Source organism: Burkholderia sp. SRS-25 (genome assembly GCF_004343765.1).
Taxonomy (GTDB): domain Bacteria; phylum Pseudomonadota; class Gammaproteobacteria; order Burkholderiales; family Burkholderiaceae; genus Burkholderia; species Burkholderia contaminans.
On the sequence record NZ_PTXM01000001.1, the window covers coordinates 1 to 26,912 of the forward strand.

A 26,912-nucleotide genomic window follows, 5' to 3' on the forward strand; every position below is an offset into this window, starting at 1 on the left:
CGTTTTCCATCATCAGGTCGTGCCACTTGCGCAGGACGACCGCGCGTTCCTTTGCCGTCTTCTTGCGCCACGCCGGCCATGCGGCGTTCGCGGCTTCGATCGCGTGACGCGTCTCGGCCGTGCCCATCAACGGCACCGTCCCAACAAGGTCTCCGGTTGAAGGGTCCCGGACTTCGAAAGTTTCGCCGCTTGCGGCCGCCTGCCATTCGCCGTTGACGTAGGCCTGCTGGCGAAACAGCGCCGGATCCTTCAACGCGCTTCCAAATTCCATCATCGTTCCTCGACTTGCAGAAAAATGTATCGGGCAATCCAATACGAATCCAACATGAAATCCGGCCACGGCGCGGCATGTCGACTACCATGACGCGCCGTGGCCGGGTCAGGCATCGCAGCACATTCGGAACGGGCTCGATCCAGTCATGCGTGCGCCATCATCCGGCGTGTTTCCCGCTGGCGTGCTCCTGCCCTTCGCCCAACAACGTCCGGGCAATTTCGGCGACGCGGTTGACGTGCGCAAGCGCAGCCTCGCTTGCGGCCGCGGCGTTCCCGGCCCGTATCGCAGCCACGATCAGGCGCATCTCCTGCACCGCCTGCTGCCCGCGATCGTCCGAGGAGATGGTCATCGCCCTCAGGCGGTTGATCCGCGCCATCAGGGACTGCACGATCTCCCACGCCACCTGCTTTTTCCCCGCCAGAAACATGCGCTCGTAAAAGGACGTCGTGAGCATCCGGACGCTGCGGTAATCCCGGCTTCCGAATGCATCCCGAATGTGATCGATCAGCGCTTCCAGTTCCGCGATCGTCCGTTCGTCCGCCAGTCGCGCACACGCCGAAGCGGCCTCCCCTTCCAGCAGGCCCCGAATCTCGTAGATCTCGGCTGCCCGGTCGAGATCGAGCACGGCGACGATCGGGCCCTGGTTGGGCACCGTATCGACGAGCCCTTCCGCTTCCAGATGGCGCAACACCTCGCGCACGACGGTACGGCTCACGCCCAGTTCTTCGCACAACGTCCGCTCGACGAGCCGTTCGCCCGGCAGAAAGCGGGCGTCGAGGATGGCTGCGCGCATTTTCTCGAGGACGAGTTCCCGCAGCGTGGTCGTGCGGCGCTCGACCTTCAGGGATGGAAACGATTCGTGCATCGCCGGCTGCCGGTTCATGCCTGCGCAAACAGACGCACGTCACGTGCATCCCAGTCCACCAGCGCACGGGTACCGACGACGATGCCGCTGTCCCGGTGATCGCCTGCCGGCATCCGGACGGAGATCTCCTGCTCCCACGGCGTGGTGACCGAATAGTGCATCGCGTCGCCGAGATACGTGATGTCGCGAACGGTCACCGGCAAGCCGGCCATGCCTTGCGCCGCATGGGCTGCACGGATGCGCATCTGCTCGGGGCGAACCATCAGCGTGCCGTCGCCACCGACGGCGACGGACGCATTGCCGGCGGTCGCGACGTGGTGGCCGCTCGGAAACACCGCATTCGATTGCGCCGTGCCGCTCGACGTGACGCGCACCGGAAGAAAATTGGAATTGCCGATGAAGTTCGCGACGAAACGCGAAGCCGGGTTCGCATAGAGCTCCTCGCCCGTCCCGCATTGCTCGATGCAGCCCTTGTTGAATACCGCAATACGGTCCGACAGGCGCAACGCCTCCTCCTGGTCGTGCGTGACGTAGAGAATGGTGACGCCGGTTTCCTGGTGAATGCGGCGCAGCTCGAGCTGGATCTCTTCGCGCAGCTTCTTGTCGAGCGCGGAGAGCGGCTCGTCCATCAGCAGCACCGGCGGATCGTAGGCCAGTGCGCGCGCGATCGCCACGCGTTGCTGCTGCCCGCCGGACAACTGGGCCGGCATGCGGTCACGGAACTCCGAAAGATGGACCAGCTCCAGCATCTTGTCGACTTTCCTGCTGATTTCCGCTTCCGGCTGGCGGCGCACCCGCAACGGAAATGCGACGTTCTGGCCCACGGTCAGATGCGGAAACAGCGTGTAGCGCTGGAACACCATGCCGATGTTGCGCTTGTTCGGCGCAACGGCGAGCAGCGGTTTGCCGTCGAGCAGCACCCGGCCCTCGGTCGGCTCCTGAAAACCGGCGACGATATAGAGCGTGGTGCTCTTGCCGGAGCCCGACGGCCCCAGGAACGTCATGAACTCGCCCTTTCGGACATCGAGCGACACCTGGTCTATCGCGACGACATCGTCGTAGGTCTTGCGCAGGCGCTGGATTTGCAGGAATGCGGAAGTCATGGCTCGGTTACCTCGTTTATCGAGCGCGGCGCAGCATTGCGCCCGCCAACATCAACACAGTCGTCAGGCCGACCAGCAACGAAGACGCTGCCGCGACCACGGGCGTCAGGTCCTGGCGCAGCGTCGCCCAGATGCGGACGGGCAGCGTCTGCAACGTGGGGCTCGACATGAAGATCGAGACCACCACTTCGTCCCATGATGCGAGGAACGAGAAGATCGCCGCCGCGAACAAGCCCAACCGGATCGCCGGTATCGTGACGCGCAGCTTGACTTCGAGCGGCGACGCGCCGCAGATCAACGCGGCGTCTTCGAGCGCGGTGTCGAAGCTCGCGAGCGAGTTGCTGATCGAAATGATCGAAAACGGCAACGCGATGATCAGGTGGCCGATCACGAAGCCCGTCATCGTGCCGTCCAGGCCGACGCGCAGGACGAACGCATAGAGCGCCACGGCCAGCACGACCACCGGCAGCACCATCGGCGTGAGGAAGAACGCCTGCACGGCAGCGCGGCCGCGAAACTTGCCGCGCACCAGCGCCAGCGACGCGAGAAAGCCGATCAGCACCGACAGCACGGTCACGATGACGGCGAGCCTGGCGCTCGTCATCAGCGAATCGAGCCAGCCCGCGTCGGTGAACAACTGGCGGTACCAGTCCAGCGTCCAGCCGGGGGGCGGGAAGATCAGCCACTGCGAATCGCCGAACGACAGCGCAACGATGAACAGGATCGGAAGCAGAAGAAACAGGGCGACCGCGCCGCCGACCGACAGCAACAGCCAGCGCACTGCACCCAGACGGTCGAAATCGAGCAACATGTCAGCGACCTCCCATACCGGCGCGCGCAGCGCCCGTGAAGCGCAACTGAAGCGCATAGAGCGACAGCGTCACCGCGAGCAGCACCAGTGCCGCGGCGCCCGCGAGCCCCCAGTTCAGCAATTGTTGAACGAGCTGCGCGATCAGCTCCGCCAGCATCATGTATTGCGCGCCACCCAGCAGTGCTGGTGTCACGAAATAGCCGAGCGCCATCACGAACACCATCAACGCACCCGACGCGATGCCGGGCATCGCAAGCGGGACGAGAATGCGCCAGAACGCCTGCCATCGGCTCGCCCCGCAGACCGCCGCGGCGCGCAGCGTGGACGGGTCGATGCTGCGCAGCGTCGCGTGCAGCGGCATGACGAGGAACGGCAGCATGATGTAGGTCATGCCGATCGTCACGCCGACCAGGTTGTTCACCAGCGCCAGCGGCTCGCTGATGAGGCCGAGCGCCATCAGCATCCGGTTGATCGGGCCGGTCGCCTGCAGCAGGACCATCCACGCGAACGTCCGCGCGAGCAGGTTGGTCCACATCGACAGCAGCAGGATCGAGAACAGCACCGAACTCAGCTTCCTGGGCGCGATCGCAAGCAGCCATGCGGTCGGAAAGCCGATCGCGACGGTCACCACCGTCACGACGGTCGCGACCAGAAACGTGTTCCCGAACACGCGCAGATAGGTGGTCGAACCGAGTAGCTGCACGTAGTTCTGCAAGCCGGGCGCCGGCTCGAGCACGCTGCGCAACAGCAGCGACAGCACCGGCAGCAGGAAGAAGATCGCGAGCAGCAACATCGCCGGGACCAGCAAGCGGATGTTGCGCCAGTCGGGCCGCCGGCGCGCGGCCTTCGCCGGCGGATGAGCGACGGAACTCAGAACATTGGGCATGGTGTCTCCTGCATCTCTCCTGTTTCAGTCATGCACCGCCCGTGTCATGGCTGGATCGGGGCATGCCTGCGTCAATCGTATTGACGTCGAGTCGTGCTACTTCGATTGCCACGCATACCAGCGCTTCGCAATCGCATCGCGATGGTCGGCCCAGTACTTCATGTCCAGGTTGATCTGCGAATCCTTGTACTGATCCGGCAACGTCTTCGCCACCGCGGCGGGCATCAGCGCCGCCGACTTCACGTTGACCGGCGCGTAACCCGTATCGGCCGCGAACTTCGCCTGTGCCTGGGCGCTGGTCGCCGCAGCGAGGAACTTCATCGCTTCGGCCTTGTGCTTCGCCCCCTTGGGAATCACAAGCATGTCGGCAGCCGTCAGGTTCTGGTTCCACGAAATGCCGACCGGCACGCCGGTCTGCGCGAGCGCATGCAGGCGCCCGTTCCAGAACATGCCCATCGGCGCCTCGCCCGACGCGAGCAGTTGCTGCGATTGCGCGCCGCCGCTCCACCACACGATGTTGCTCTTGATCGTGTCGAGCTTCTTGAATGCCCGATCGAGGTCGAGCGGATAGAGCTTGTTCGCCGGCACACCGTCGGCCAGCAGCGCGATTTCGAGCACGCCGGGCGCCGACCACTTGTAGAGCGTCCGCTTGCCGGGGAATTTCTTCGTATCGAACAGGTCGGCCCACGACTGCGGTTGCGCGCCCTTGAAGCTCGACTTGTTGAAGCCCAGCACGAACGAGTAGTAGAAGCTTCCCACCGCATGAGTCGTCGAGAAGCGCGGGTCGAGGTCGTCCTTCTTCACCACCGAGTAGTCGATCGGCTCGACGAGGCCGGCCTGCGCGGCCGCGTACGCGAAGTCGCCCTCCACGTCCACCACGTCCCAGTTGACGTTACCGCTGTCGACCATCGCCTTGAGCTTGCCGTAGTCGGTCGGCCCGTCCATCAGCACGTTGATGCCGCTCGCTTGCGTGAACGGCTGCGCCCAGTCCTTCTGCTGCGATGATTGCGTCGTGCCGCCCCAGCTCGTGAACACGATCTGCTCCGCGGCCGGCGCCGGCGTCGCAGCCATCGTCGCCGCGCAAAGCATGGCCATCGGGGCAAAACGTGAAAGGCTTCTGCTGCTCATGGTCTCTCTCCAGGGGAAAACGGTTGCGCGTCGCGGCCACCGGAGCGGCAGCCATCCGAACACGCGTATTCGGGCCGGCGACGCAGATCGCGCCGGCTTCATGATCTTGTCGCTCATCGCTGCGCCGTGATGGCACCTGCGCATTCCGGTTCGGCAGGTATCCTCAGTGTGCAAGCGCGAGCGTCTGTACCGTTCCTGCGTCGGCATCGCCGACATAGATGCCGTACGCGTCCTGCCTGCGTTCGCGCACATAGCGCTCGAGCATCGAACGCACGGCGGCATCGGTGATGTCGTCCCACGGAATCTGCCAGAGCGGCACGATGCGGATGCTGTCGTCGAACCACGGTGAACCGGTATGAATCACGCGGCCGCGGTAATAGATGTGTACGCCCGGCTCCTGCTCGTCGCTTGCCTCGAACACCGCGAACAGGAAGTCGAGATGCGCGTTGAGTCCGAGCTTCGCGAGCACGCCACGCAGGCTCGCCGGGTTGCCGGCCGGTTCGAGCCTGATGCCGGCCGGCAACCGCAAGCCTTGCGCGGTGTCGACGAGCACCAGCCCGTCGCGATGTTCCAGGATCGCGCCCACCTGGGCACGCGCGCCGAGCGCACGACGCAAGCCGGGCGCATCGAATGCCTGTTCCGCGGTGTGTCCGGTCATCGACTCAGCCATGGCGTTCTCCCGTGATCGCTGCGTTATTCGATGAGATTATGGTATGCCATCTTATGGCCCACAACAATGCGCATCGTATTATGGAATACCATGAGTCGATTCGGCATATAAAACAAAAAGCCGCCGGCGTGGTGTGCCGGCGGCCTTCCGTGTCGAACTTCGCGCGCCGTCCCCGCGCGCGGGATTCCGTCAATTGTCGGCGACTGCCTCGTTCTGCTCCGCGAGCGCCGCCAATGCCAGTTCGGAAACCCGTTTGATGTGCGCGGCCGACGCCGCAGAAGCCGCGTCGCCGTCGCGCCGCTCGATCGCGTCGAGCAAGCGGTTCATTTCGGCATTCGAGTCGCCGCCGCGCCCCGGCATCGCGATGGTCAGCGCGCGCAACCGGTTGATACGCGCGTTGAGCGTCTTGACGACCGTCAGCGACACCTGCTTCCCGGCTGCCTCGAACAGCGTTTCGTAGAAGCGCTCGGTGTACTCGAGCACGCGCGGCAGCTCCCGCTTCTCGAACGCATCTTCGATCACCGCGCGAACCTCGCGCAGCTGCCGCACGATCTCGGGGGTCGCGCCTTCGGCACAGGCCCGCGCGGCATTGGCTTCGAGCAGGCCGCGCAGTTCGTAGATTTCACCCACCTGCGCCGGATCGAGCCGCGCGACGACCGGGCCTTGCCGCGACACAGTCTCGACCAGCCCTTCGGTCTCCAGATGGCGCAGCACCTCGCGCACCACCGTGCGGCTCACGCCGAGCTCGTCGCACAGCGTGCGCTCGACGAGCCGCGCGCCCGGCCGGAAATACCCCTGCACGATCGCCCCGCGAAGTTTGTCGAGCGTCAGTTCACGCAGGGTCTTGGCATTGCGGTCGATCTTGAGGTCTTGCATGGGCGGCACTCTAGAAACAGGTTGGTAGCCTGCGCCGGCCGCGAGGCAGGCGCAAACATGGAATGCCATATTATGACTTAACTGTCATCAGGCTTTCCATCCCGCGCGATCGCGGCCCTCAGCCCGCCGTCAACATGCGGAACCGTCCTCCAGCCCTTCGACGATCGCGATCTGCGCGCGGCAGTGCCCGTCCCGCTTCGATTTCGCCGCCTGGTACTCGGGCGAGTGATAGCACGCGAGCGCCGTTTGCATGTCGGCAAACCGGATCACGACGTGGCGCTCGAACGACGCCCCCTCCAGCACCTGCGACGAGCCCCCGCGCGCCAGGAAAACGGCGCCGAACTTCCTGAACGCCTGCGGCGCGATATCCGTGTAGTCCTTGTATTTCGCGGCATCCAGCACCGTCACGTGGGCAATCCAGTACGCAGTCATTTTCCACCTCCATTTTCGAGAAATTTCCGGACGAGGGTTAACACTCATGGCATGCCGTAACATGGTATACCACAATCAAATCCACAATCAACGCACGAAAGGAAGGTGCCATGAGCCTGATTCGGAAATCCGTCCTCCATGTCGAGACCGTCTACGTCGATGGCGACAAGGTCGCGGCCAAGCCGCTGAAGATGATCGGGGCGGTCGCCGTGATCAAGAACCCGTGGGCAGGCCGCGGGTATGTCGAGGACCTGTCGCCGGAGATCCGCGCGCTGGCGCCGCAGCTCAGCGAACACCTGACGAAGCTGATCCTCGACGAAGCCGGTTCGGGCGAAGCCGTCGAAGCGTTCGGCAAGAGTGCGATCGTCGGCCTCGACGGCGAGATCGAGCATGCGTCCGCGCTGATCCACACGCTGCACTTCGGCAACACCTATCGCACGGCCGTCGGCGCGAAGTCGTACCTCGCGTTCAACAACACGCGCGGCCCGGCCAATGCGCCGCTGCTGATCCCGATGATGGACAAGAACGACGAAGGCCGCCGTTCGCACTACCTGACACTCCAGTTCGCGATTCCGGACGCACCGGCCGCCGACGAACTGGTCATCGCCATCGGCGCCGCCACCGCCGGCCGTCCGCATCACCGCATCGGCGACCGCTACAAAGATCTCGCAGAGCTCGGAAATGACGTCAAGAACCCTGCTGCTGTCAAATAAGCGCGCCGCCCACTTTCTCGAGCAAGGTGCCGGCGAACCGCTGGTCCTGATTCACGGCGTGGGCATGCAGGCGAACGCGTGGTATCCGCAGATCGACGACCTGTCGCGCGAGTTCCGCGTGATCGCGGTCGACATGCCGGGCCACGGCAAAAGCGACGCGCTCGACCCAGACGCCGACCTGCAGCAGTTCGTGCAATGGGCGATCGAGTTCATCGAAGCGCTTCACGCCGGCCCCGTGAATCTGGCCGGCCACTCGATGGGTTCGCTGATTGCCGCTGGCGTGGCCGTCACGCGGCCCGAGCTGGTCAAGCGGGTGGCCGTCCTGAACGGCGTCTACCGCCGCACCTTGCAGGCACGCGAAGCCGTGCTGCAACGCGCCGCGGAACTGCGTTCAGGAATCGTCGACGTGGAAACGCCGTTGCGGCGCTGGTTCAACGCCGACGAAGCGCAACAGGTCGCCGCGCAGAAGGTCGAGTCGTGGCTGCAGTCCGTCGACCTGGAGGGTTACGCCACCGCGTACACGGCGTTCGCGAAGGGCGACGAAGTGTATGCGGACGGCTGGCACCGGATCGCCTGCCCCGCGCTCGTGCTCACCGGGTCGGACGACCCGAATTCGACGCCGGAGATGGCCAGGCAGATGGCGCAGGCCGCGCACGACGGAACGGCCGTCGTGATCGAGAACGAGCGCCACATGGTGAACCTGACCGCGCCCGACGAAGTCAATCGCGCCCTGCGTGCCTGGTTGCAGACCCAGCCACAGGCGGAAACCCTGAAATCGGAAGTGTGACATGAGCCAAGCAACCAGCCAGGAAGCCCCGGTGATCAACACCCGGGAGCTGCGCGACGCGTTCGGCGCGTTCATGACCGGCGTGACGATCGTCACCACCGCGCGCGACGACGACCAGCCGCTCGGCTTCACCGCGAATTCGTTTTCGTCGGTGTCGCTGGACCCTGCCCTGCTGCTCGTGAGCATCGCGAAGACGTCGAGCAATTACCAGACGTTTTCCGCCACGGGCCATTTCGCGATCAACATTCTCGCGGAGGGGCAAAAGGACTTGTCCAATACGTTTGCCCGGCCGAGCGAAGATCGCTTTGCGAAGGTCGACTGGCAACTGAGCGCCCATCGCAATCCGCTCATCGACGACGTCAGCGCATGGTTCGACTGCACGACGCACGCTGTGATCGATGCGGGCGATCACGCGCTGCTGATCGGCAAGGTCGAGGCGTTCCATTCCACCGGCTACGCGGGCCTCGGCTACTACCGCGGCGGCTATTTCACGCCGGCGAAGGTGTCGGCCGAAGTCATCGCCGGCCCGAAGGTGATCGTCAGCGCGATCATCACGCGCGACGACAAGGTGCTCATGGTGAAGACGACCGACGGCAAGTGGGCACTGCCCACGAAGGAGATCGGCAACGAAGGCGCCGACAAGGCGCTCGCCGAACTCTTCCGACGCTACCTGCCGGATGCATCGGCAAGCTTCATCTATTCGGTCTACAACAATACCGAAACGCACTACCAGTACATCTCGTTCCTCTGCAGCGCACCGGACGAAGCGGCGATCGCGGGCGAATTCGTGAGCATCGACGACATCGCGTCTGACGCGTTCCAGGACAGCGCGCTGGCCAGCATGCTCGAACGCTATCGCAAGGAGAGCCAGTTGAAGAGCTACGGCCTGTACTTCGGCGATCACAGCACCGGCACCGTCCGCCCGCTTCTTTCCTGAAAGGTCACATCATGCGTTTTTCGCTTTTCGTTCACATGGAGCGCGTCTCCGACCAGACCAGCCAAAAGCAGCTGTACGACGAGATGGTCGAGCTGTGCCAGATCGCCGATCGCGGCGGCATGCACGCCGTCTGGACCGGCGAGCACCACGGCATGGATTTCACGATCGCGCCGAACCCGTTCATCAACCTCGCCGATCTCGCGAACAAGACGAAGCGCGTGCGGCTCGGCACGGGCACGGTGGTCGCGCCGTTCTGGCACCCGATCAAGCTCGCCGGCGAAGCCGCGATGACCGACATCATCTCGGGCGGCCGCCTGGAACTCGGGATCGCGCGCGGCGCATACTCGTTCGAATACGAGCGCCTGATGCCCGGACTCGATGCATGGGGCGCGGGGCAACGCATGCGCGAGCTCATTCCGGCGGTGAAGAAACTGTGGGAAGGCGACTACGCGCACGAAGGCGAGTTCTGGCAATTCCCGGCGACGACGTCGTCGCCGCTGCCGCTGCAGCAACCGCACCCGCCGATCTGGGTGGCCGCGCGCGACCCGAACAGCCACGAGTTCGCTGTGGCCAACGGCTGCAACGTGCAGGTCACGCCGCTGCACTTCGGCGACGAGGAAGTCGAGAAGCTCGTCGGCCACTTCAACGCCGCATGCGAGAAGTTCAGCGACATGCCGCGCCCGAAGATCATGCTGTTGCGTCACACCTATGTGGCGAGCAGCGAGGACGACGCGCAAGTGGCCGCCGACGAAGTCAACGTGTTCTACAACTACTTCGGCGCGTGGTTCAAGAATGAGCGGCCGATCAGCCGCGGGATGATCAAGCCGCTGAGCAAGGAAGAAATCGCCGCTCACCCGTTCTATACGCCGGAAGCGATGCGCAAGAACAACGTGATCGGCACGCCCGCCGAGGTCATTGCGCGCCTGAAGGCATACGAGGCGCTCGGCTTCGACGAGTACTCGTTCTGGATCGACACCGGCATGAGCTTCGAGCGCAAGAAGGCTTCGCTCGAACGGATGATCCGCGATGTGATGCCCGCGTTCCAATAAGGTCCCGACGCCATGAATGTGCATTTTCAGCTGTATATCGACGGCCGGTTCGAGCCCGGCGCCGCGACGTTCGGCAGCGTGAATCCCGCGACCGGCACGGTGTGGGCGCAGATGCCGGAAGCCCGCACCGACGAGGTCAACCGCTCGGTCGCGGCGGCCCGCCGCGCATTGATCGAACCGCAATGGGCCGGACTGTCCGCGTCGGCGCGCGGCAAGTTGCTGTACAAGCTCGCCGATCTCGTCGAACAGGCCGCCCCGCGACTCGCTGAAATCGAAACGACCGACACCGGCAAGATCATCCGGGAAACGTCGAGCCAGATCACCTATGTTGCGGAGTACTACCGGTACTATGCCGGCATCGCCGACAAGCTCGAAGGCAGCCATATCCCCGTCGACAAGCCCGACATGCAGGTCTGGCTCGAACGGCAGCCCGTCGGCGTGGTCGCCGCGATCGTGCCGTGGAACAGCCAGCTGTTCCTGTCCGCGGTCAAGGTCGGGCCGGCGCTCGCGGCCGGCTGCACGGTGGTGCTCAAGGCGTCCGAGGAGGCGCCGGGCCCGTTGCTCGAATTCGCACGGCTCGTGCACGAAGCGGGATTTCCGGCTGGCGTCGTCAACGTCATCACCGGCTTCGGCCCGGAATGCGGCGCGGTGCTGAGCAGCCACCGCGGTGTGGACAAGGTCGCGTTCACCGGCGGCCCGGAGACCGCGCGCCACATCGTGCGGAACACGGCGAACAATCTCGCGAAGGTGTCGCTGGAACTCGGCGGCAAGTCGCCGTTCATCGTGTTCGCCGATACCGATATCCAGAGCGCGGTGAATGCTCAGGTAGCCGCGATCTTCGCGGCGAGCGGCCAGAGCTGCGTGGCGGGTTCGCGCCTGCTGATCGAGGCCTCCGTCAAGGAGCGGTTCCTCGCGCTGCTGGTCGAACGCGTGTCGCGCATTCGCGTGGGTTCGCCGGGCGAGATGGCAACGGAGTACGGGCCGCTCTGCACGGAGCGACAGCTTCGCAACATCGAGACGGTCGTCGCGAGCTCGGTGCGCCAGGGCGCGACAGTGCTCACCGGCGGGAGCAAGCTGGAGCGCGACGGGTACTACTACGCGCCGACGATTCTCGACTGTACCGGCGTCGACCATGCCGACAGCATCACGACCGAACTGTTCGGCCCCGTGCTGTCGGTCGACACGTTCGAATCCGAGCAGGAAGCGATCGACAAGGCCAACAGCACGGCCTATGGCCTCGCGGCCGGCATCTTCACGACCAACCTCACCCGCGCTCACCGTGTGTCGAAGCGCGTGCGCTCGGGCATCGTCTGGATCAACACCTACCGGGCGGTGTCGCCGCTCGTGCCGTTCGGCGGCTTTGGCTTGTCGGGGCACGGCCGCGAAGGCGGCCTGAGCGCCGCGCTCGAATACACGACGACGAAATCCGTGTGGCTTCGCACGTCGGACGAGCCGATCAGCGATCCGTTCGTGATGCGTTGAGCTACGGCGCATTCACCCGCAGTACTGATCAAAAGCCTCGAAGGTGATGCCGGGCCGCGCGCGAGAACGTGCGCGGTTCTCCGGCATGAGCATCAGGCAATAAGAATGGAGACAGCATGACAAACCCGGAAAGCGATAACGGCGTTCTGGCTATCGAAAGCAACTCGATCGACTACGTTGCACCCGAGGCCCGGCACGGCAAGCCGGCCGACCTGTTCACCCTGTGGTTCTGCACGAACGTCGCGCCGCTGGCCGTGATTTCCGGCGCCACGTCGGTGCTGGTGTTTCACCTCGACCTGGCGAGTGCGATTCTCGCGATCGCGGCCGGCCAGTTCTTCGGCGCGATCTTCCACGCGCTGACCTCCGCGCAAGGGCCGCTCGTCGGCGTGCCGCAGATGATCCAGAGCCGTGCCCAGTTCGGCCGGTACGGGTCGCTGCTGGTGGTGGGCTTCACGACGCTGATCTACCTCGGCTTCTTCGTCTCGAACATCATTCTCGCGGGCAAGACACTCCATACGGCAGCGCCCTGGGTGCCCATGCCGCTCGCGACCGTCGTCGGCGCCATGCTCGCGACGCTGGTCGGCGTGATCGGATGCCACTTCATTCACCGCTTCAACAAGGTGGGCGCGTGGTTCATGGGCGGTGCCCTCGTCGTCGGCATCGCGCTGATGGCGCCGAACCTCGATGCCCGGATCTTCCAGCAGGGCCAGTTCGATCTCGCCAACTGGTTCGCGATGTTCGGACTGTGCGCGGTATGGCAGATCAGCTTCGCCCCCTATACGTCCGATTACTCGCGCTATCTCCCAGCCTCGACCGGATTCGCGAAGACCTTTGCGTACACGTACTTCGGCACGTCGCTCGGCACGATCTTCGCGTTCCTGTTCGGCGTGCTGGCCGTCAGCACCGGGCACTCCACGGACGCGATGCAGGCGATCCGCGATCAGACCGGCGTGTTCGGCTACGTGCTGATCTTCCTGTTCCTGGTCAACATCATCGGCCACAACGGGATGAACCTGTACGGCGCGGTGCTGTCCTTCATCACCGCCGCGCAGACCTTCCGGCCGCACTGGGTTCCCGGTCGAAGCGTACGCGTCGTCGTATCGATGGTCCTGCTGGTCGCGTCGACCGCCACCGCGCTGTGGGCATCGAGCAATTTCATCGCGATCTTCCTGAATGCGGTCTTCGCGATGCGCATCGTGCTCGCGCCGTGGATCGCGATCAACCTGATCGATTTCTATGTCGTCAACGACCGTCACTATCGGGTCGCGGAGATCATCGGCAGCCACGGCGGCGCATACGGATCGCTCAACTGCCGGAACATGGCGATCTACGTGTTCGGCATTGCGGTCCAGGTGCCGTTCATGGAAGAGCGTTTCTTCCACGGCCCGTGGGCATCAATCCTCGGCGGCGCGGACGTATCGTGGATGGTGGGCCTCGTCGTCACGGCGCTGGCCTGCTATCTGTTTGCGTCGAAGGACGGTTCGCACGTCGGCCGCAGGTGTCCGGCGGCCGCCGAGGCATTGGAGTAAACGGGGGTGTCGCTCGTCGGCGAGGTTCGCGCGGAACGCGCTCAAACACCGCTTCACGATCTTGTTCCGACGGTGACGGCAGGCTTTCAACGACGCTCGTGCGTCAACAGGAGAAATCGATCATGAACGAAGATGATGCGCTGTTTCAGAAGGGGTTGCCGATTCGCCGCGAAGTGCTCGGCGCCGAATATGTCGATGCGTCGATGGAAAAAGCCGATGCCTTCATGATGGCGTTCCAGCGCGCCACGACCGCCTGGGCCTGGGGATGGGCCTGGGGCGACGACACGCTCGATCGCAAGACACGCAGCCTGCTCAACCTCGCGATGTTGACGGCCGCCGGGCATACCAACGAACTCAAGCTGCACGTCAAGGGGGCGCTCAACACCGGGGTGAGCGTGGATGAAATCAAGGCCACGCTGCTGCATGCGACCGCTTACTCGGGCATCCCGCACGGCCTGAGCGCATTCAAGGCCGCACACGAAGTGCTTGCGGCCGAAGGCGTGTTGAAGTGAGTATCGCGAGCTGAACAAGGCTGAGCGGACAGTGCCGATGACTGGGCGGCCGTGTTTGCAGTCACGCCTGACGATCCGTGTCGGACATCCGGTCGTCCAGTCGTTTCGTCGACGTCGCCGCTCACGCCTGCCTGGCCGTGGCCTGCGCCGCCAGCGCGGCCCGCTCGATCCAGCGGATGGCCGGCGCATCCTGCTCGCCCGGTGCGGGCTTGCCGATCAGGAAACCCTGCACCTCGCGGCAGCCGGCTTCCGTGATGCACGCCAGTTGCTCTTCCGTCTCGACGCCTTCCGCGACGGTCGTCACGCCGAGGCGCTTGCCGAGATCGGCCACCGTGCGCACGACGGCCGCGCAGTCCGGGCGCGTGACCGCATCGCGCACGAAGCTGCCGTCGATCTTGATCTTGTCGAACGGGAACGCACGCAGATGCGCGAGCGACGAGAAGCCCGTGCCGAAGTCATCGAGCGCGACGCGCACGCCCATCGAACGCAGTGCGCGCAGGTCCGCGATGGCCTTGCCCTCGTCGTGCAGCAGCGCGGTTTCCGTCACCTCGATTTCCAGCCGGTCGGGCGCGAGCCCCGCGCCTGCCAGCGCCGCCGCGAAGATCGGCGCGATCGTGCCGTGGCCCAGCTGCCCCGCCGACACGTTGACGGCGACGCGCGCGCCGTCGGGCCAGCGCACCGCCTCCCGGCAGGCCTGCTCGAGCACGAAGCGGCCGAGCCGGTCGATCAGGCCGCCGCGTTCGGCCACCGGAATGAAGCGGCCCGGCGAAATCCAGCCGGCGCGCGGGTGATGCCAGCGCAGCAGCGCCTCGCGCGTCGTGATCTGGCCGGTGAGGACATCGACGATCGGCTGGTAGAACACGTACAACCCCTGGTTCTCGTCCAGCGCGACGCGCAGTTTCGATTCGAGCGCGACCCGCTCCTGCGCGCTCGTTTCCCTGTCCGGCGAGAACATCCGGTAGGTGCCCTTCCCGGCTTTCTTGGCCGCATAGAGCGCCATGTCCGCGCGTGACAGTAGCACGCCGGCGTCGTTGCCGTGATGCGGCGCCAGCACGCAGCCGATCGATGCGCCGATGCGGAACGGCCGGTCGGGCGACGGCGCATAGGGGGCGACGAGCGTGTCGACGAGCCGCGCGGCCGCGCCCATCGCGCGATCCGCATCGGTGTCGCGCAGCAGCACCGCGAATTCGTCGCCGCCGATGCGTCCGAGCATCATCGCCGGCTCGGGGCACTGCCCGCGCAGGCGTTCGGCGACCTGGCGCAGCACCGCGTCGCCCGCCGAATGCCCGCACGCGTCGTTGATCAGCTTGAAGCCGTCGAGGTCGATGAAGAGCAGCGCGAGCACCTTGTCCGAGCGGCGCAGGCTCGCGTCGAATTCGGCCAGGAAGGTCGCGCGGTTCGGCAGGCCGGTGAGCGAATCGTGATGCGCGAGCTGGTGAATGCGCGCCTCCGCCTCGGCCTGCTGCGTGACGATCGACCACGACAGCATCGGGCCGATGTAGCGCCCCTGGGCGTCGCGCACGGCCGAGACCTGGATGTCGAGCACTTCCGGCCCGAGCGGGACGCGGGCGCGATGCGGCAGGTTCGCGGGATCGGCGAGCAGGCGGCGCTGGTGCTGCGGGTGCGGATGGAAGAAGTCGATCGACGCGCCGAGCGCGTCGTCCGCGCGGATCGGCAGCAGGTGCTCGATCGAGCGCAGCAGGTTGCGCGACGTCGCGTTCAGGTAGTTGATGCGGAACGTCTCCGGGTCGGCCGTCATCACGGCCACCGGCATGTCGTCGATCATCCGCATCAGCCGCGTCTGCGCCTGCTCGCGCAGACGCGATTCGGCCTGCGCATCGACGGTGCGCAGGAAGCCCCGGTAATTGACGGAGATGACGGCGATCAGCGCGGCCGACACGAAGGCCATGTTGACCGCGGTGGCGACGAGTGTCGGCTGGCGCGTCGAGAGGAAGAACGCGATGAACGCGACGTTGACGACCAAGGCCACGCCCAGCGCGGCCGTACGCAGGTACATCAGGCTGAAGACGCAACCGATCACCGTGATCGCCATGTAGAACGCCACCTGGGCCTTCTGCCACGCATCGCCGTACGGGAACAGCAGCAGCGCCCAGGTGGTGAACGTCACCGCGACCGGGATCACCACCCAGTTCGTGACCGTGAGCGCGCGCATCACCGCGTCCGGCGTCGGTTCCAGCAGCCGGGTGCGGTGCCAGTGCAGCAACCGCGCGAGCGCCGCGAGCGTCATCGCGGCCGGCATCGCGACCGACAGCCACCACGGCGTGCTGCCGAAATGCGTGACGGCGAGGCTCCAGGTGCTCGAGATGAGAATCAGGTACGACACCGGGATCTGGCCGGCGAATACCCGGTATTGCGCCGCGAGCAGGTCCGGGTTCCGGGCCGGCGCCGCGATGCTTGCCAGTCTTGCCATCCGTGCGTAGAGGATTTTCATGTGAGCCTGCGGGGTGCAACCCGGGGGCGGGCTGCCGTGTCCGGCATCGAGGGTTACCCGCGCGGGCCCGGGTCGAGATCGGCCTCGACGGCCGATTCGGACGCAGGAGCCGCCGTGCGGGCGCGGTTGCCGCCGGTCAGCGCAATCTGCCCGCTGCCGACGATCTCGTTGAGGGGAGCGGGCCTGCCGAGCAGGTAGCCCTGCACTTCGTCGCAGCCTTCGTCGGCCAGCAACGCAAGCTGGTCGTGCGTCTCGATGCCTTCGGCCAGGATCGGAATGCCCAGGCTCTTGCCGAGCGCGAGCACGGCGCGGATGATCGCGCGATCCTGCGGTTTCGCTTCCGCGTCCGCGACGAACGACTGGTCGAGCTTGATGCGGTCGAACGGGAACGAGCGCAGCGTGTCGAGCGACGAATAGCCGGTACCGAAATCGTCGAGCGCGATGCTCACGCCCAGCGCCTTGATCTGCCGCAGCGTGTCCAGCGCGCGCTCGCGGCTGGCGAAGATCGTCGATTCGGTCAGCTCCAGCTGCAGGCGCGATGCCGGCAGGCGGGTTTCTTCGAGCACGTCCGCCACGAGCGTCGTCAGGTCCGCGTGCATGAACTGCACGGCCGATACGTTCACCGCGACCGCATAGGGCGGCTCCCACGTGGCCGCCCGCGCGCAGGCCTCGCGCAGCACCCATGCGCCGATGTCCAGGATCACGCCGTTTTCCTCGGCGAGCGGAATGAACTCGGCCGGCGGAATCGTGCCGAGCGTCGCATGATGCCAGCGCAGCAGCGCCTCGTAACCGCGGATCTCGCCGGTCGCGAGCGACGCCTGCACCTGGTAGTGAATGCTCAGCTGGTTGTCGGCCACCGCGCGGCGCAGGTCGGCCGCGAGGCTGCGCCGCGCGCGGACGATCAGGTCCATCGCCGGCTCGTAGAAGCAGATCGATTGCGCGATGCTGCCCTTGGCGCGGTACATCGCGAGATCCGCGTTGTTGATGAGGATGGCCTTGGTGGCGGCGTCGTCCGGGTAGACGGCAACGCCGAAGCTCGCGCCCGGCACGACCTCGTAGTCGTCCAGCCTGACCGGCTTGTAGAGCGCCGGCTCGAGCCGTTCGAGCAGATCCATCAGGCGCGTGTCGTCGTCCATCCGGCAGAGCGCCGCGAATTCGTCACCGCCGATGCGGGCGACGAATTCGCCTTCGCGCAGCAGGTTCGCCATGCGGCGCGCAAGGATGCGCAGCACTTCGTCGCCGGCGTGGTGGCCGCGCAGGTCGTTGATTTCCTTGAAGCGGTTCAGGTCGATGCCGATCAGCGCGAGCTTCGTGCGTTGTTCCTGCGCAAGCGCGATTTCGAGGTCGAGCCGCTCGTTGAAGCTGGCCCGGTTGGGCAGGCCGGTCAGCATGTCGCTCAGCGCCAGCCGGCGCAGGTGTTCGAGCGATTCTGCCCGCACGTTGCTGTCGATCACGTAGCTCACGAGCCCCGTGCAGACGATCACGAGCGACGTGCCCGCGACCGCCAGCGCGAGCGGACGCAGCTCGCTCATGTCGGTCCAGTTGCCGTCGAGCATCAGCGGCGTGACGCGCAGCGCGGACATCCCGGTGAAATGCAACGCGAGGATCGCGAGCGACAGCACGCCGGCCATCTGGTTGACGGCGTGCGGCGACGGCCGCATCGCGAGGTGCAGCGCGAGCGCGGCGAGCGTCATCGCCAGGACCACCGACGCGATCAGGTAGCCGACGTCCCACGACACGATCCCCTCGACCCGCCACGCGAGCATGCCGGTGTAGTGCATCAGCACGATGGCCACGCCGACGATCGCGCCGCCGAGCGCGGGCGCGACCTTGACGATGCGACAGGTCGTCAGCGCGAAGCCGATCGTGCTGCCGCCGACCGCGATGAGCAGCGACACGAGCGTGAGCGGCAGGTTGAAGTGCACGGGCGCGCCGGCTTCGAAGCCGAGCATCGCGATGAAGTGCGTGCACCAGATCGCCACGCCGGCCGAAATGGCCGTCAACACCTGCCAGCCGAGCCGCTGCGTGCCGGAGGTGCTCACCGTGCGCTGGAACAGGCGCGCGGTGACCCACGAGCCGCCTCCGCACAGCAGTGCGGCAAGCAACACCAGCCAGTGATTGTGCCGATGAACGATGCACCCGAAAACTGTCACCAAAACCTTTCTTCCCCTATCCGTCGCATGGGCTGATGCCATTCCCGATCGGTGCGGCGGGGGCAATGCCGCTTCGATCAGGCGCGCCCCCGAGATATCGGCATGCGATGAATAAACTGAACGCCGCGCGGCCGGGCGCAAACGATTGCCGGCAGATATTTTTTCCGGGAAAAAGGTGCCGGGACGAGGCGGGACGGGATAGCGGGGGGGCGGGCGATCGCTGGCCTGCCTGATGCGTGGTGCAGGCGACGGGTAATGCTGCGGGTGCAATGAAAGCCGGACTTCAAAAAAATCGACCGCCTGCAATAGCAGGCGGTCGATCAACCTCTGCCCTCCGTTCGCCCGGGCATCGTGTGGCTTCGACTGGTTCGCACTACTCCGAAGCGCAGGGTCCGCCATGCGACCCTCGGGCGTTCGACGCGCTCACACGAGCGCCATCAATTCACCCCGACCGCACTCCACGCGCGAGCGACCGCTGCGCTTTCGGGCGAGTTCGTGCCATACAGGTCGTTCGCTGCCTGGATCGATGCACGGCGTGCGTTCGGGTAGCTGGAGTTGGCGTTCAGATACACGGTCAGCGTCCGGTACCAGATCTTGCCGGCCTTCTCGCGACCCACGCCGCTGAAGGTCGTGTCGCCGTTGCAGACCAGCTGCGCCTTCGTCAGGCCGGTGTCGGTCGACGGCACCGTCGGGCCTTCAGCGAGCAGGTAGAACAGGCGGTTGCCGACGCCCGACGTGAAATGCGGATCGTGGCGCGGATTCGACCACGAGAATCCGCCGGACGGGTAACAGCTGAACGACCGGCCGTCGAGATCCTGCTTGTACATCTTGCGCAGGCCGCCGCTCACCACGCGCGCACCGATCACGTAGTTGCCGGGATCGTTCGGGTTGTTGGCGTAGTACTTCACGAGCGTGCCGAAGATGTCGGACGTCGATTCGTTCAGGCCGCCCGCGTCGCCCGAGTAGTTCAGGTTGGCCGTGGCCTCGGTCACGCCGTGACTCATCTCGTGTCCGGCGACATCGACCGACACGACGGGTTTCGGCAGGCTGGTGCCGGGTTGGCCGTCTCCATACACCATCACGTGCGAATCCAGCCATGCCGCATTCGCGCCGGTCGTGCCGCTGCCCGTGTTGAACACCACGTGCGCGTAGCTCTTCACGCCGCGACCGTCATTGAAGATGCCGTTGCGGTTGTGCGTGGTCTTGTAGTAGTCCCAAGTCAACGCGAGACCATAGTCGATGTCGGCGGCGACAGTCTGCCGGTCGGTGGTCGTATTGTTGCCCCACACGTTCGTGCTGCTCGTGAAGATCGGCAGGTCGGTCGCCTGCTCGACGTCGTCCGAGGTCAGCCCGCGGCCGTCGTAGACCGAGCCGGAGCCGCGGCTCGGATCGAGCATCCGGTACGCGTTCGTGCCCGTCTGGTCGGTGGTGAGCGTCAGGTTGCCGTAGTACAACGAACGGCCGGTGCCGGTCGCCGCGGCCGTCTTGATCAGGTCCTGTGCATCGAGCACGGTGCCGGTGCGCGCGTCGACGTAGTACAGCACCGCGTCGCCGTGCACATCGGTCGCCTTGCCGTAAACGCGCACCGCGTAGGCCAGCGTCGGCGTGACGTCGCGTGCGAACACGACGAGTTCCGCATCATCGACGCGGCGCACGTCGGAGTCGAAACGCGCGGCTGCGATGCGCTTGACCCGGGCAGCGCCGATGTCGGGTGCGTTGCGTACCACCGCGCGGTTTCCGACCTTGCCGATCGTGCCGGCGAGATTGATCGGCTCGAGCTGCGTCACGCTCGCCTGCTTCAACTGCCCCTTGCTCGAATGGACGACCACGTCGCCGCCGATCACGGGCAGGCCTGCGTAGAAGCGGTCGAAACGCACGTGCTCGGTGCCGTCGGGGTCGACGATCACGTCGCGCACCTGGAACTGATCGCCGTCCGCCGGCGCGCTCGCCTGCGGCCCGGCGAACTTCAACGTGCGTGCTGCGCCGCCGGCTGCGAGACTGAAGGCGGACGGGTTCTGCTGGATCAGTTGCAGTGCCTTGTCGACCGTAGCCGACTGGTCGCCGGCCTGGGCAAAAGCACTGAGACTCGCGACGGTAATCGCGGAGATGGACAGCAGACGAGACAGTTTCTTCATGTAATCCCCCGGGTTATAAGTGGGTGATGTTCGAGGAATGCATCAAGTACAAACTTTGATTTAAGACATGTCACGAACCGCAGAGGGATGCTAGAAGGTCATTTTTATAATTACAAGATATTTTCCAACAGTTTAATTTTTTCTGTCATCGGTGTTAATCGAGTCATGGTTTGGTGAGAAATTCGAAATGATCTTGTCGGCAGCGATGGCGGGATCGACAAGCTTGCATCGGTGGAATGTGCCGGCGAGGCCCGTGACGCCTGGGCGAGGCGGTGCGTGGCACGGGTCGCGCGGGACGAATGAAGTGAAGCCGGGGTGAAGCGCCGGCTACTATTTACTTTATTAAATATTTATTTTGATTGTTGCCATTCCCGATGCGTCAATGAAACCTTTAATGGCCCTTCGATTCTCGCTTTCGATGGCGACGCCGCTGAATTCGTAGCGAAAGCCTTCAGAGCGACGCACGAGGTAATGCTTTCTACGAATCGTTCGCCCGAGCGGCGCGGCGCAATCTATCGCATGTAGCCGATGAACGATCGACGTCCGCCGCCTGGCCGGCCCTCACCTTGAACCGCACCACCAGCCACGTCAGTGCGCCCAGCACGAACACGGCGAGCGTCCAAGTGCCGCCCTGGTGCTGCAGCACCGCGGCCGTCGCCCGCGATGCCCGCCAGTCCTTGCTGCAGGAAACGGCACAAGGCCATCGCATGCACGCCGTGTTCGTGCGCATCGCTGACGGCGGTCGCCATACTGTTCGGAAACGGCAACGCCTTGCCGAAAATCGCGACGAGCATGGGTGAACGGTGTGCCGGCGGCTTCGCACCAATCGCTGCGGATGGCGTTCTCCCGGGAGTCGGTGCTGCTGTGGTCGTACACCACGTTCGCCAGGAATCGCATCAAGTTCGCCGCCCTGCGGGACGACCCGACATTCGCGCATCTGCACTGGACGGAAATCACCCGGCCTTCGCACACCCGCACGGTCATCGACAGGCTGGCTCGCGCCGGCGGCCGAGCGCAACGCGATGCTTGCCTGCGTCAGTCGAACGTGCCTTGATAGGCCGGCGCGGCATCCGCGCGCGTGTTCAGTTCGAACATCACGCCGCCCGGTGCGCGGCAGAAGAAACGGGAACCACGCCCGTTGTTGAAGACGTCCGTCACCATCTCGACGCCCTCTTCGGTAAAGCGCTCGAACAACGCGCGAACGTCATCGAAGCTCGGCAGTTCGAACCCGACGTGGAAATTCGTCGGCCATGCCGGCATGTCGTCGCTGACGTGATCGATCACCACGTCGAAGCCCGGGCGCTTGAGGATCCAGGATTGCTCCCAGCTTCCCGCGATCGTGAAACCGAGATGCCGCTCGAAGAATCGGGCCGTCGCCAGCGTGTCGGACGACGGGAAGCTCAGGTGGTTGAGCTTCATGGTTTGCGTAATGGCAGTCATTGCGAGTCCCTGTCATGCGTGAATCGGCGGAGGCCCCATGCCGTTCCGCCCGACGCATTCAGAATACGAGCCGGCGCTCACATTCGACAACTCGCATTAGCCGCACGTCCGGACAGCCCGCGAGCCCGCTTGAAACCGAGGGCCGGGGCACCGTTTCGATCGCCGCGGATCGCGCTATTCGCATTCGGCAGGGATGAGCCTGAACACCCTCGTTTCCCGCCCCCCACGTCCATCTTCGTGACGATGCCGGCATGGGTCCAGCCGGTATCGTCAGGATTGCTTGACGCAGGGGTGTGCTGATGGAAGAAGATGCTGAACGACTCGATCCGGATACCGGAGGCCAGCGTACCGATTGCCCGGGCGCTCGACTGCCGGACGCGCCCGGCGCATCCATGTCGCGCTGCGCGACGCATCAAGCGTCGATGGCCCGAGGATGAAAAAACCACCCCGGGCCACGGATTTCCCGCCAGTGCCGGACATCACGACCGATGCCCGGCCCCACCGGTCAATCGATGCTGCGCGGACGACGTCAGAACTGGTAACCCGCGCCCACCACCGCACCGAAGTCCGAACGCGCATTGCCCGTCACCGACGCCTTGACGACCCAACGGTTGCTTTCCGTGACGTACGAATACCCGGCGGCGAAACCCTGCTGGCCGTGATAGTTCGACGTCGCCGCCGAAACCATCGAGCGGCCCGCGCCCGTCGGTTGCGGCAGGCCGGCCACGGCCATCGCCGATGCCACGCCGCCGTACATGTCCTTCTTCAGGTCGTTGAACGAGTTGTACACCTGGCCGATGCGCTGGTCGGTGTAGCCCTTCGCCTGATTCGACGCGGCCGACAGGTTGTCGTTCAGCTGCTGCACGTTCACCGCGTCGGTGGGCGCCGTGCCGGCCGCGACGTTCGTGACCTGGCGCTCGCTGCCCTTCGCGCCGACCGAGAACGAATTGTCGCGATCGGCGACGGAGCCCTGGCCGACCGCCACCGCGTTCTTGCCGGTTGCGGTTGCCGTCGACCCGATCGAACCCGCATCGGCACGCGCGATCCACGACGTGTTCGCATCGGTCACCGCCGCACGGATCTGATCGTTGGCCGCGACGTTCTTCAACGCATTGTTGAACTGGCCCATGTTGACCGCGTCGTTGTTGTTCACGCCAGCCGCGACGCCGGTCAGCACGCGGTCGCCCGACGTGCCGGAGAAGTTCACGCTGGTGCCGCCGGTGTCCTTCCCGACCGTGATCGCGCCGTTCGGATCCTGCTGCTGCACGAGGCCGGCCTTGCCGTTCGCGATGCTGGTCACGTTCCCCTGCAGGTTCGTGATGTCGGTCGTGTTCTTCGCAACCTGCTGGTTGGTCGCGTTGAGCTGCGAACCGTTCACCGCGTCCGTGCTGGTTGCGCTGAGCGTGCCTGCCTGCACGTTGGTGATGCGCGTGCCGCCGGCGCCGCCGAGCGTGATCGAGCTCTTCGAGCTGTCGTCGTACTGCACCGCGAGCGCGCCGAGCTGGTTGAGACTCGACTGCACGCCCTTCAGCTGCTTCACGTTCACCGCGTCCGTATCGTCGGTACCCGCCGCGACGTTCTTCAGCACGACGGCCGCATTCGTGTCGCCGCCGACCAGCGATACCGAATTCAGCCGGTTGCCGTTCGTGTCGACGTTGTACTTGACGACGTTCTTCACGGCCTCGCCCGCCTGGTTGGACACCTGCGTGATCTGCTGTTCGAGCGACGACTTCACGCCCGACAACTGGCCGCCGTTCACCGCGTCCGTGCTGCCCGCGGCGATGTTGCCGTCGGCCACGTTCGTCAGCTTCGTCGGTGCGCCGCCGCGCGCCGCGTTGTAGGCGCCGGCCTTCGGGTCGAACTGGAGTGCGTCCTGTTGCAGCCCGGCGATCGCGGCCGTGTTGCCAGCGATGTTCGTTTCGGCGTTGCCGATGCGCGTTTCGTGATTCTCGAGCGTCGTCGTGTTGCTGCCGACGCGGCCGTCGAGGTTCGTGAGCGCGTCGCCGACGTTGTTGAACGAGCCGCCGCCGACTTTATAGGCCGGCGCGCTGATCGAGCCGTCCGGATTCGCCGTCGCGCCGCCGCCCAGCGCGGCCGCCGTGCCGTCGGTCGAGCGGCGCAGTTGCGCGCCGTTCACCGCATCCGTGCTGCCGGCCGCCACGTTGCCTTCCGCGACGTTGGTCAGGTGCACCGGGCTCCCGCCGTTGCCCACGCCGAGCGAAACCTGCTTCTTGCTCGCGTCGTCGTACTTCACCGCGAGCGCGTCGAGCTGGCTCGTGCCGTCCTGAATCGCCGCGTTCAACTGGTCGACGTTGACCGCGTCCGTGCCGTTCTTGCCGGCCGCGACGTTGCCGATGCGTTGCGGACCGTTGCCGCCGTGGCTCGCATCGTAGGTGCCGAGGGTCGCGTTCCACTGGAGTGCGTCCTGCTGGAGGGCCGCGATGTTGCCCGTATTCGTCGTCACCTGGTTGCCGAGCGTCGTGACGCTGTTGCCGACATTCGTGATCGACTGGTTCAGCGTGTCGGTCGCCTTGCCGAGCTGACCGACGTTCACGGCGTCGCCTGCGGCAACACCGTCCGCGACGTTGTGCAGCGCGACTGGTGACTGCGCGCCCTTGCCGCCGAGCGTCACGCCGCTGTGCGCATCATCGTCGTACTGCACGGCGTTCTTCGTCGCGTTGCCGATCTGGTTCGTGATCGACGTGCTCAGGTTGCCCAGCGTCGTGCTGATGTTGTTCGTCACGCTCGTGCTGAGCGATGACAGGCCGCCGTTCAGTTGCCCGACGTTCACTGCATCGGTGTTCGCGACGCCGGCTGCGACGTTGTGCAGCGTCGTGCCGTTCGTGCCGGCGAACGTCACCGAGTCGAAGCCGCTCTGGCCGTCGTACTTCACGTTGCGTGCGTCGGCTGCCTGCAGGTTGCTGATATTGGTGGTTGCCGTGCTCAGCGACGCGTTGATGCCGGTGACGCTGGTCTGCAGGTTCGTGATGTTCGACGACGCCGTCGAAATGGACGTCTGCAGCGGTGCAACGCTGCCCTTCAGCTGGCCGACGTTGACCGCATCGGTATCGGCGACGCCAGCCGCGACACCGTTGATCGTCGTGCCATTGGTGCCGTCGAGTGCGATCGCCGCATGCGAATCGTCGGTGTATTTCACGACGTTCTTCGTTGCGGTCACGATGCTGGTGCTGAGGCTGTTGCCGACGCTGGTCACGCGCTGGTCGACATTCGAGATCGTGGTCGACAGCGAATCGCCGACCGACGTCACACGCGCATCGACCGTGGCGATGCTCGTGCTGAGCGTGCCGTTCACGTTCTTCAGCTGCTGGACGTTGACGGCGTCCGTATCGGCCGCGCCTGCCGCGACGTTCTTGAGCTGGCGCTCGTTGCCGATCGAGCCGAACGACACCGCGCCGCCAACCGGCGCGGCCGTGCCGCCGAACACCGGCGTGCCGCCATTGTTCGCACCGACGCTGCCCGAACCGATCGCCACCTGGTTGTTGTCGTTCGTCTGCGCGCCTGCGCCGATCGCCACGGACTGCGTGCCTCCGGCGCGCGTCTGGGTGGCTGCGTCATACGACGCGCCGGCCGACACGCCGTCGCTCGACGTCGGGTTGGCACCGCCGATCGCAACCGAGCGATCGCCGCTGGCGAGGGCCGAGTGACCCAGCGCGATGGAGCTCGTGCCGTGCGCATCGGCGACGTTGCCGAGCGCCATCGAGAAATCACCGACCGCGGCCGACTGGCGACCGATGGCGAGCGCCGTGTTGCCTTGCGCGACGGCTACCGTGCCGATGGCCGTGGCCGAGTTCGCCAGCGCCTGCGAACCGACGCCGATCGCGATCGCACCGCCGCTGCTGGTGCCGCCATTGCTGCTTGCATTCGACTGGTCGCCGATCGCGATCCCGCTGGTGCCTGCCTTGGCATTCGTGCCCATCTTGACGTTTGTCGTGCTCACTGCCACGTAACTCCCGCTCTTGGTCGCGACACACAGCGGGTTCGTCCCGTCGATGCACTGGCCGTTCAGCGCGTTGTCCGGGTTGCCGCGGTCGACGAAATTGTCCGCATGCGCGGCGCCCGAGATCAGGACACCTGCACCCGTGAACATGGCGGCGGCAAACGCCGAAATCTGCTTCCTCTTCATGGTCTTCTGCTCCGTTTTGTAGCGTTTGGTTTGGATACGGACTACTTACTTTTATTGAAGACTTCACCTGCGATTGCGATTGCGACTTCAGTGCGGAACCCGATTCCCGTGCCTGGCCCGAGCGTGCCGGAGGCGACACGCATCGTCCGACCGTGGCGACGGGACGTTCGAAAGCGCGGGCACGCCGTTCGCGTGACGGCCCGTTCCGTTAATTCATGCAGTGCATTAGGAATGCATATCGTTTTATATGGGCGAATTCGCCCAGCGACTGAATCCGGAGATTCAACCCGCCGTTATGGACACCCCTGATTTGATGTCGCGCCGACCGCGACCAACCCCGCTTCTTTTATTTCATCCACGGCAACCGGATTCGCGCTTGCGCGCAACGGACATGCGCCCGGAGTCACATCAATTGATGCTTCGGACCCGAATCGCACAACGTCCGTCACAACCCGCCGTGCCTTGTGCTGCTCGGTGCAACCCTGCGCTCAAAGTTCGGACGAATTATGAGACACGATTTAAAATTACTGAAGT

General features: G+C 65.2%; 23 protein-coding genes and 1 pseudogene. 10 read left to right on the top strand and 14 right to left on the bottom strand.

Features of this window, described 5'->3' with window-relative positions; all coding sequences use genetic code 11:
• The 6 genes from C5O79_RS00005 to C5O79_RS00030 form a co-directional block, all read right to left on the bottom strand.
• Positions 1-274 (bottom strand): aldehyde dehydrogenase family protein (locus C5O79_RS00005; protein ID WP_131931049.1); only part of this gene is annotated, 274 nt, incomplete at its 3' end.
• Between the two features lie 157 nt (positions 275-431).
• Positions 432-1,139 carry a GntR family transcriptional regulator gene (locus C5O79_RS00010; protein ID WP_047853722.1) on the bottom strand — a complete coding sequence of 236 codons (708 nt, stop codon included), beginning with the start codon at positions 1,137-1,139 and terminating at the stop codon, positions 432-434.
• Positions 1,140-1,153: 14 nt separating this feature from the next.
• Positions 1,154-2,242, bottom strand: a complete 1,089-nt coding sequence (locus C5O79_RS00015; RefSeq protein WP_047853308.1) for an ABC transporter ATP-binding protein — start codon at positions 2,240-2,242, stop codon at positions 1,154-1,156.
• Between the two features lie 16 nt (positions 2,243-2,258).
• On the bottom strand, positions 2,259-3,053 hold the full coding sequence (locus tag C5O79_RS00020) for an ABC transporter permease (protein WP_122477877.1): 795 nt from the start codon (positions 3,051-3,053) through the stop codon (positions 2,259-2,261).
• A 1-nt stretch (position 3,054) separates the two neighbouring features.
• Positions 3,055-3,939 (bottom strand): ABC transporter permease, encoded by an 885-nt coding sequence (locus tag C5O79_RS00025; RefSeq protein WP_047853306.1) that lies wholly within the window; start codon positions 3,937-3,939, stop codon positions 3,055-3,057.
• 96 nt (positions 3,940-4,035) lie between these two features.
• Positions 4,036-5,067 carry an ABC transporter substrate-binding protein gene (locus C5O79_RS00030; protein ID WP_047853305.1) on the bottom strand — a complete coding sequence of 344 codons (1,032 nt, stop codon included), beginning with the start codon at positions 5,065-5,067 and terminating at the stop codon, positions 4,036-4,038.
• Here C5O79_RS00030 and C5O79_RS37965 point away from each other — a divergent pair.
• Positions 4,967-5,197 (top strand): hypothetical protein, encoded by a 231-nt coding sequence (locus C5O79_RS37965; protein WP_165935636.1) that lies wholly within the window; start codon positions 4,967-4,969, stop codon positions 5,195-5,197. The two genes, C5O79_RS00030 and C5O79_RS37965, sit on opposite strands and share 101 nt — an antisense overlap.
• A 33-nt stretch (positions 5,198-5,230) precedes the next feature.
• Here the strand turns inward: C5O79_RS37965 and C5O79_RS00035 are convergent.
• The 3 genes and pseudogenes from C5O79_RS00035 to C5O79_RS00050 all read right to left on the bottom strand — a co-directional run.
• Positions 5,231-5,662 (bottom strand): annotated as a pseudogene (locus C5O79_RS00035) (flavin reductase); the annotation flags it as partial.
• 264 nt (positions 5,663-5,926) lie between these two features.
• Positions 5,927-6,613 (bottom strand): GntR family transcriptional regulator, encoded by a 687-nt coding sequence (locus tag C5O79_RS00045; protein ID WP_047853304.1) that lies wholly within the window; start codon positions 6,611-6,613, stop codon positions 5,927-5,929.
• Positions 6,614-6,742: 129 nt separating this feature from the next.
• A complete protein-coding gene (locus tag C5O79_RS00050; RefSeq protein ID WP_122477881.1) occupies positions 6,743-7,045 on the bottom strand; it encodes a DUF1330 domain-containing protein in 303 nt (100 codons plus the stop codon).
• 110 nt (positions 7,046-7,155) lie between these two features.
• On the opposite strand from C5O79_RS00050, the gene C5O79_RS00055 reads away from it, so the two are divergent.
• The 7 genes from C5O79_RS00055 to C5O79_RS00085 all read left to right on the top strand — a co-directional run bounded on the left by C5O79_RS00055 (position 7,156) and on the right by C5O79_RS00085 (position 14,054).
• Positions 7,156-7,758 carry an amino acid synthesis family protein gene (locus C5O79_RS00055; protein WP_047853302.1) on the top strand — a complete coding sequence of 201 codons (603 nt, stop codon included), beginning with the start codon at positions 7,156-7,158 and terminating at the stop codon, positions 7,756-7,758.
• Positions 7,727-8,545: an alpha/beta hydrolase gene (locus tag C5O79_RS00060; protein ID WP_122477883.1), complete on the top strand. Its 819-nt coding sequence runs from the start codon at positions 7,727-7,729 to the stop codon at positions 8,543-8,545. Before C5O79_RS00055 ends, C5O79_RS00060 begins: the two co-directional genes overlap by 32 nt.
• Position 8,546: 1 nt before the next feature.
• Positions 8,547-9,482, top strand: a complete 936-nt coding sequence (locus tag C5O79_RS00065; protein ID WP_122477886.1) for a flavin reductase — start codon at positions 8,547-8,549, stop codon at positions 9,480-9,482.
• Positions 9,483-9,493: 11 nt separating this feature from the next.
• Positions 9,494-10,531, top strand: a complete 1,038-nt coding sequence (locus tag C5O79_RS00070; RefSeq protein WP_122477889.1) for an LLM class flavin-dependent oxidoreductase — start codon at positions 9,494-9,496, stop codon at positions 10,529-10,531.
• 12 nt (positions 10,532-10,543) lie between these two features.
• Complete coding sequence (locus tag C5O79_RS00075; protein WP_122477892.1) at positions 10,544-12,013, top strand: aldehyde dehydrogenase; 1,470 nt, start codon at positions 10,544-10,546, stop codon at positions 12,011-12,013.
• A 116-nt stretch (positions 12,014-12,129) separates the two neighbouring features.
• Complete coding sequence (locus tag C5O79_RS00080) at positions 12,130-13,542, top strand: cytosine permease (protein WP_122477894.1); 1,413 nt, start codon at positions 12,130-12,132, stop codon at positions 13,540-13,542.
• Between the two features lie 122 nt (positions 13,543-13,664).
• Positions 13,665-14,054 carry a carboxymuconolactone decarboxylase family protein gene (locus tag C5O79_RS00085; protein ID WP_047853296.1) on the top strand — a complete coding sequence of 130 codons (390 nt, stop codon included), beginning with the start codon at positions 13,665-13,667 and terminating at the stop codon, positions 14,052-14,054.
• A 121-nt stretch (positions 14,055-14,175) separates the two neighbouring features.
• Here C5O79_RS00085 and C5O79_RS00090 read toward each other — a convergent pair whose 3' ends face one another.
• The 3 genes from C5O79_RS00090 to C5O79_RS00100 all read right to left on the bottom strand — a co-directional run bounded on the left by C5O79_RS00090 (position 14,176) and on the right by C5O79_RS00100 (position 20,794).
• A complete protein-coding gene (locus C5O79_RS00090) occupies positions 14,176-16,506 on the bottom strand; it encodes an EAL domain-containing protein (RefSeq protein WP_122477897.1) in 2,331 nt (776 codons plus the stop codon).
• Positions 16,507-16,559: 53 nt separating this feature from the next.
• Positions 16,560-18,659 carry an EAL domain-containing protein gene (locus tag C5O79_RS00095; protein WP_236862420.1) on the bottom strand — a complete coding sequence of 700 codons (2,100 nt, stop codon included), beginning with the start codon at positions 18,657-18,659 and terminating at the stop codon, positions 16,560-16,562.
• A gap of 437 nt (positions 18,660-19,096) precedes the next feature.
• Entirely contained in the window at positions 19,097-20,794 is a 1,698-nt protein-coding gene (locus C5O79_RS00100; RefSeq protein WP_047853293.1) for a M4 family metallopeptidase, read from the bottom strand.
• Positions 20,795-21,360: 566 nt separating this feature from the next.
• Between C5O79_RS00100 and C5O79_RS37970 the strand changes: the two genes are divergently transcribed.
• Together C5O79_RS37970 and C5O79_RS00110 are read left to right on the top strand one after the other, a co-directional pair.
• Positions 21,361-21,594, top strand: a complete 234-nt coding sequence (locus C5O79_RS37970) for a hypothetical protein (protein ID WP_163009066.1) — start codon at positions 21,361-21,363, stop codon at positions 21,592-21,594.
• Entirely contained in the window at positions 21,591-21,848 is a 258-nt protein-coding gene (locus C5O79_RS00110) for a hypothetical protein (RefSeq protein WP_221624124.1), read from the top strand. Before C5O79_RS37970 ends, C5O79_RS00110 begins: the two co-directional genes overlap by 4 nt.
• Here C5O79_RS00110 and C5O79_RS00115 read toward each other — a convergent pair.
• Positions 21,830-22,234 (bottom strand): VOC family protein, encoded by a 405-nt coding sequence (locus tag C5O79_RS00115; protein ID WP_174242169.1) that lies wholly within the window; start codon positions 22,232-22,234, stop codon positions 21,830-21,832. The two genes, C5O79_RS00110 and C5O79_RS00115, sit on opposite strands and share 19 nt — an antisense overlap.
• A 529-nt stretch (positions 22,235-22,763) precedes the next feature.
• On the bottom strand, positions 22,764-26,378 hold the full coding sequence (locus C5O79_RS00125) for a YadA-like family protein (RefSeq protein WP_122477905.1): 3,615 nt from the start codon (positions 26,376-26,378) through the stop codon (positions 22,764-22,766).
• Positions 26,379-26,912: the final 534 nt, after the last annotated feature.

Excerpts from the sequence above, each read along its gene's own strand:
- C5O79_RS00015 (WP_047853308.1), bottom strand. The coding sequence starts at position 2,242 with ATGACTTCCGCATTCCTGCAAATCCAGCGCCTGCGCAAGACCTACGAC.
- C5O79_RS00055 (WP_047853302.1), top strand. The coding sequence starts at position 7,156 with ATGAGCCTGATTCGGAAATCCGTCCTCCATGTCGAGACCGTCTACGTC.
- C5O79_RS00070 (WP_122477889.1), top strand. The coding sequence starts at position 9,494 with ATGCGTTTTTCGCTTTTCGTTCACATGGAGCGCGTCTCCGACCAGACC.
- C5O79_RS00010 (WP_047853722.1), bottom strand. The coding sequence starts at position 1,139 with ATGCACGAATCGTTTCCATCCCTGAAGGTCGAGCGCCGCACGACCACG.
- C5O79_RS00085 (WP_047853296.1), top strand. The coding sequence starts at position 13,665 with ATGAACGAAGATGATGCGCTGTTTCAGAAGGGGTTGCCGATTCGCCGC.
- C5O79_RS00075 (WP_122477892.1), top strand. The coding sequence starts at position 10,544 with ATGAATGTGCATTTTCAGCTGTATATCGACGGCCGGTTCGAGCCCGGC.
- C5O79_RS00050 (WP_122477881.1), bottom strand. The coding sequence starts at position 7,045 with ATGACTGCGTACTGGATTGCCCACGTGACGGTGCTGGATGCCGCGAAA.
- C5O79_RS00030 (WP_047853305.1), bottom strand. The coding sequence starts at position 5,067 with ATGAGCAGCAGAAGCCTTTCACGTTTTGCCCCGATGGCCATGCTTTGC.
- C5O79_RS00065 (WP_122477886.1), top strand. The coding sequence starts at position 8,547 with ATGAGCCAAGCAACCAGCCAGGAAGCCCCGGTGATCAACACCCGGGAG.
- C5O79_RS00100 (WP_047853293.1), bottom strand. The coding sequence starts at position 20,794 with ATGAAGAAACTGTCTCGTCTGCTGTCCATCTCCGCGATTACCGTCGCG.
- C5O79_RS00125 (WP_122477905.1), bottom strand. The coding sequence starts at position 26,378 with ATGAAGAGGAAGCAGATTTCGGCGTTTGCCGCCGCCATGTTCACGGGT.
- C5O79_RS00080 (WP_122477894.1), top strand. The coding sequence starts at position 12,130 with ATGACAAACCCGGAAAGCGATAACGGCGTTCTGGCTATCGAAAGCAAC.
- C5O79_RS00020 (WP_122477877.1), bottom strand. The coding sequence starts at position 3,053 with ATGTTGCTCGATTTCGACCGTCTGGGTGCAGTGCGCTGGCTGTTGCTG.
- C5O79_RS00115 (WP_174242169.1), bottom strand. The coding sequence starts at position 22,234 with ATGACTGCCATTACGCAAACCATGAAGCTCAACCACCTGAGCTTCCCG.
- C5O79_RS00060 (WP_122477883.1), top strand. The coding sequence starts at position 7,727 with ATGACGTCAAGAACCCTGCTGCTGTCAAATAAGCGCGCCGCCCACTTT.
- C5O79_RS00045 (WP_047853304.1), bottom strand. The coding sequence starts at position 6,613 with ATGCAAGACCTCAAGATCGACCGCAATGCCAAGACCCTGCGTGAACTG.
- C5O79_RS00090 (WP_122477897.1), bottom strand. The coding sequence starts at position 16,506 with ATGAAAATCCTCTACGCACGGATGGCAAGACTGGCAAGCATCGCGGCG.
- C5O79_RS00025 (WP_047853306.1), bottom strand. The coding sequence starts at position 3,939 with ATGCCCAATGTTCTGAGTTCCGTCGCTCATCCGCCGGCGAAGGCCGCG.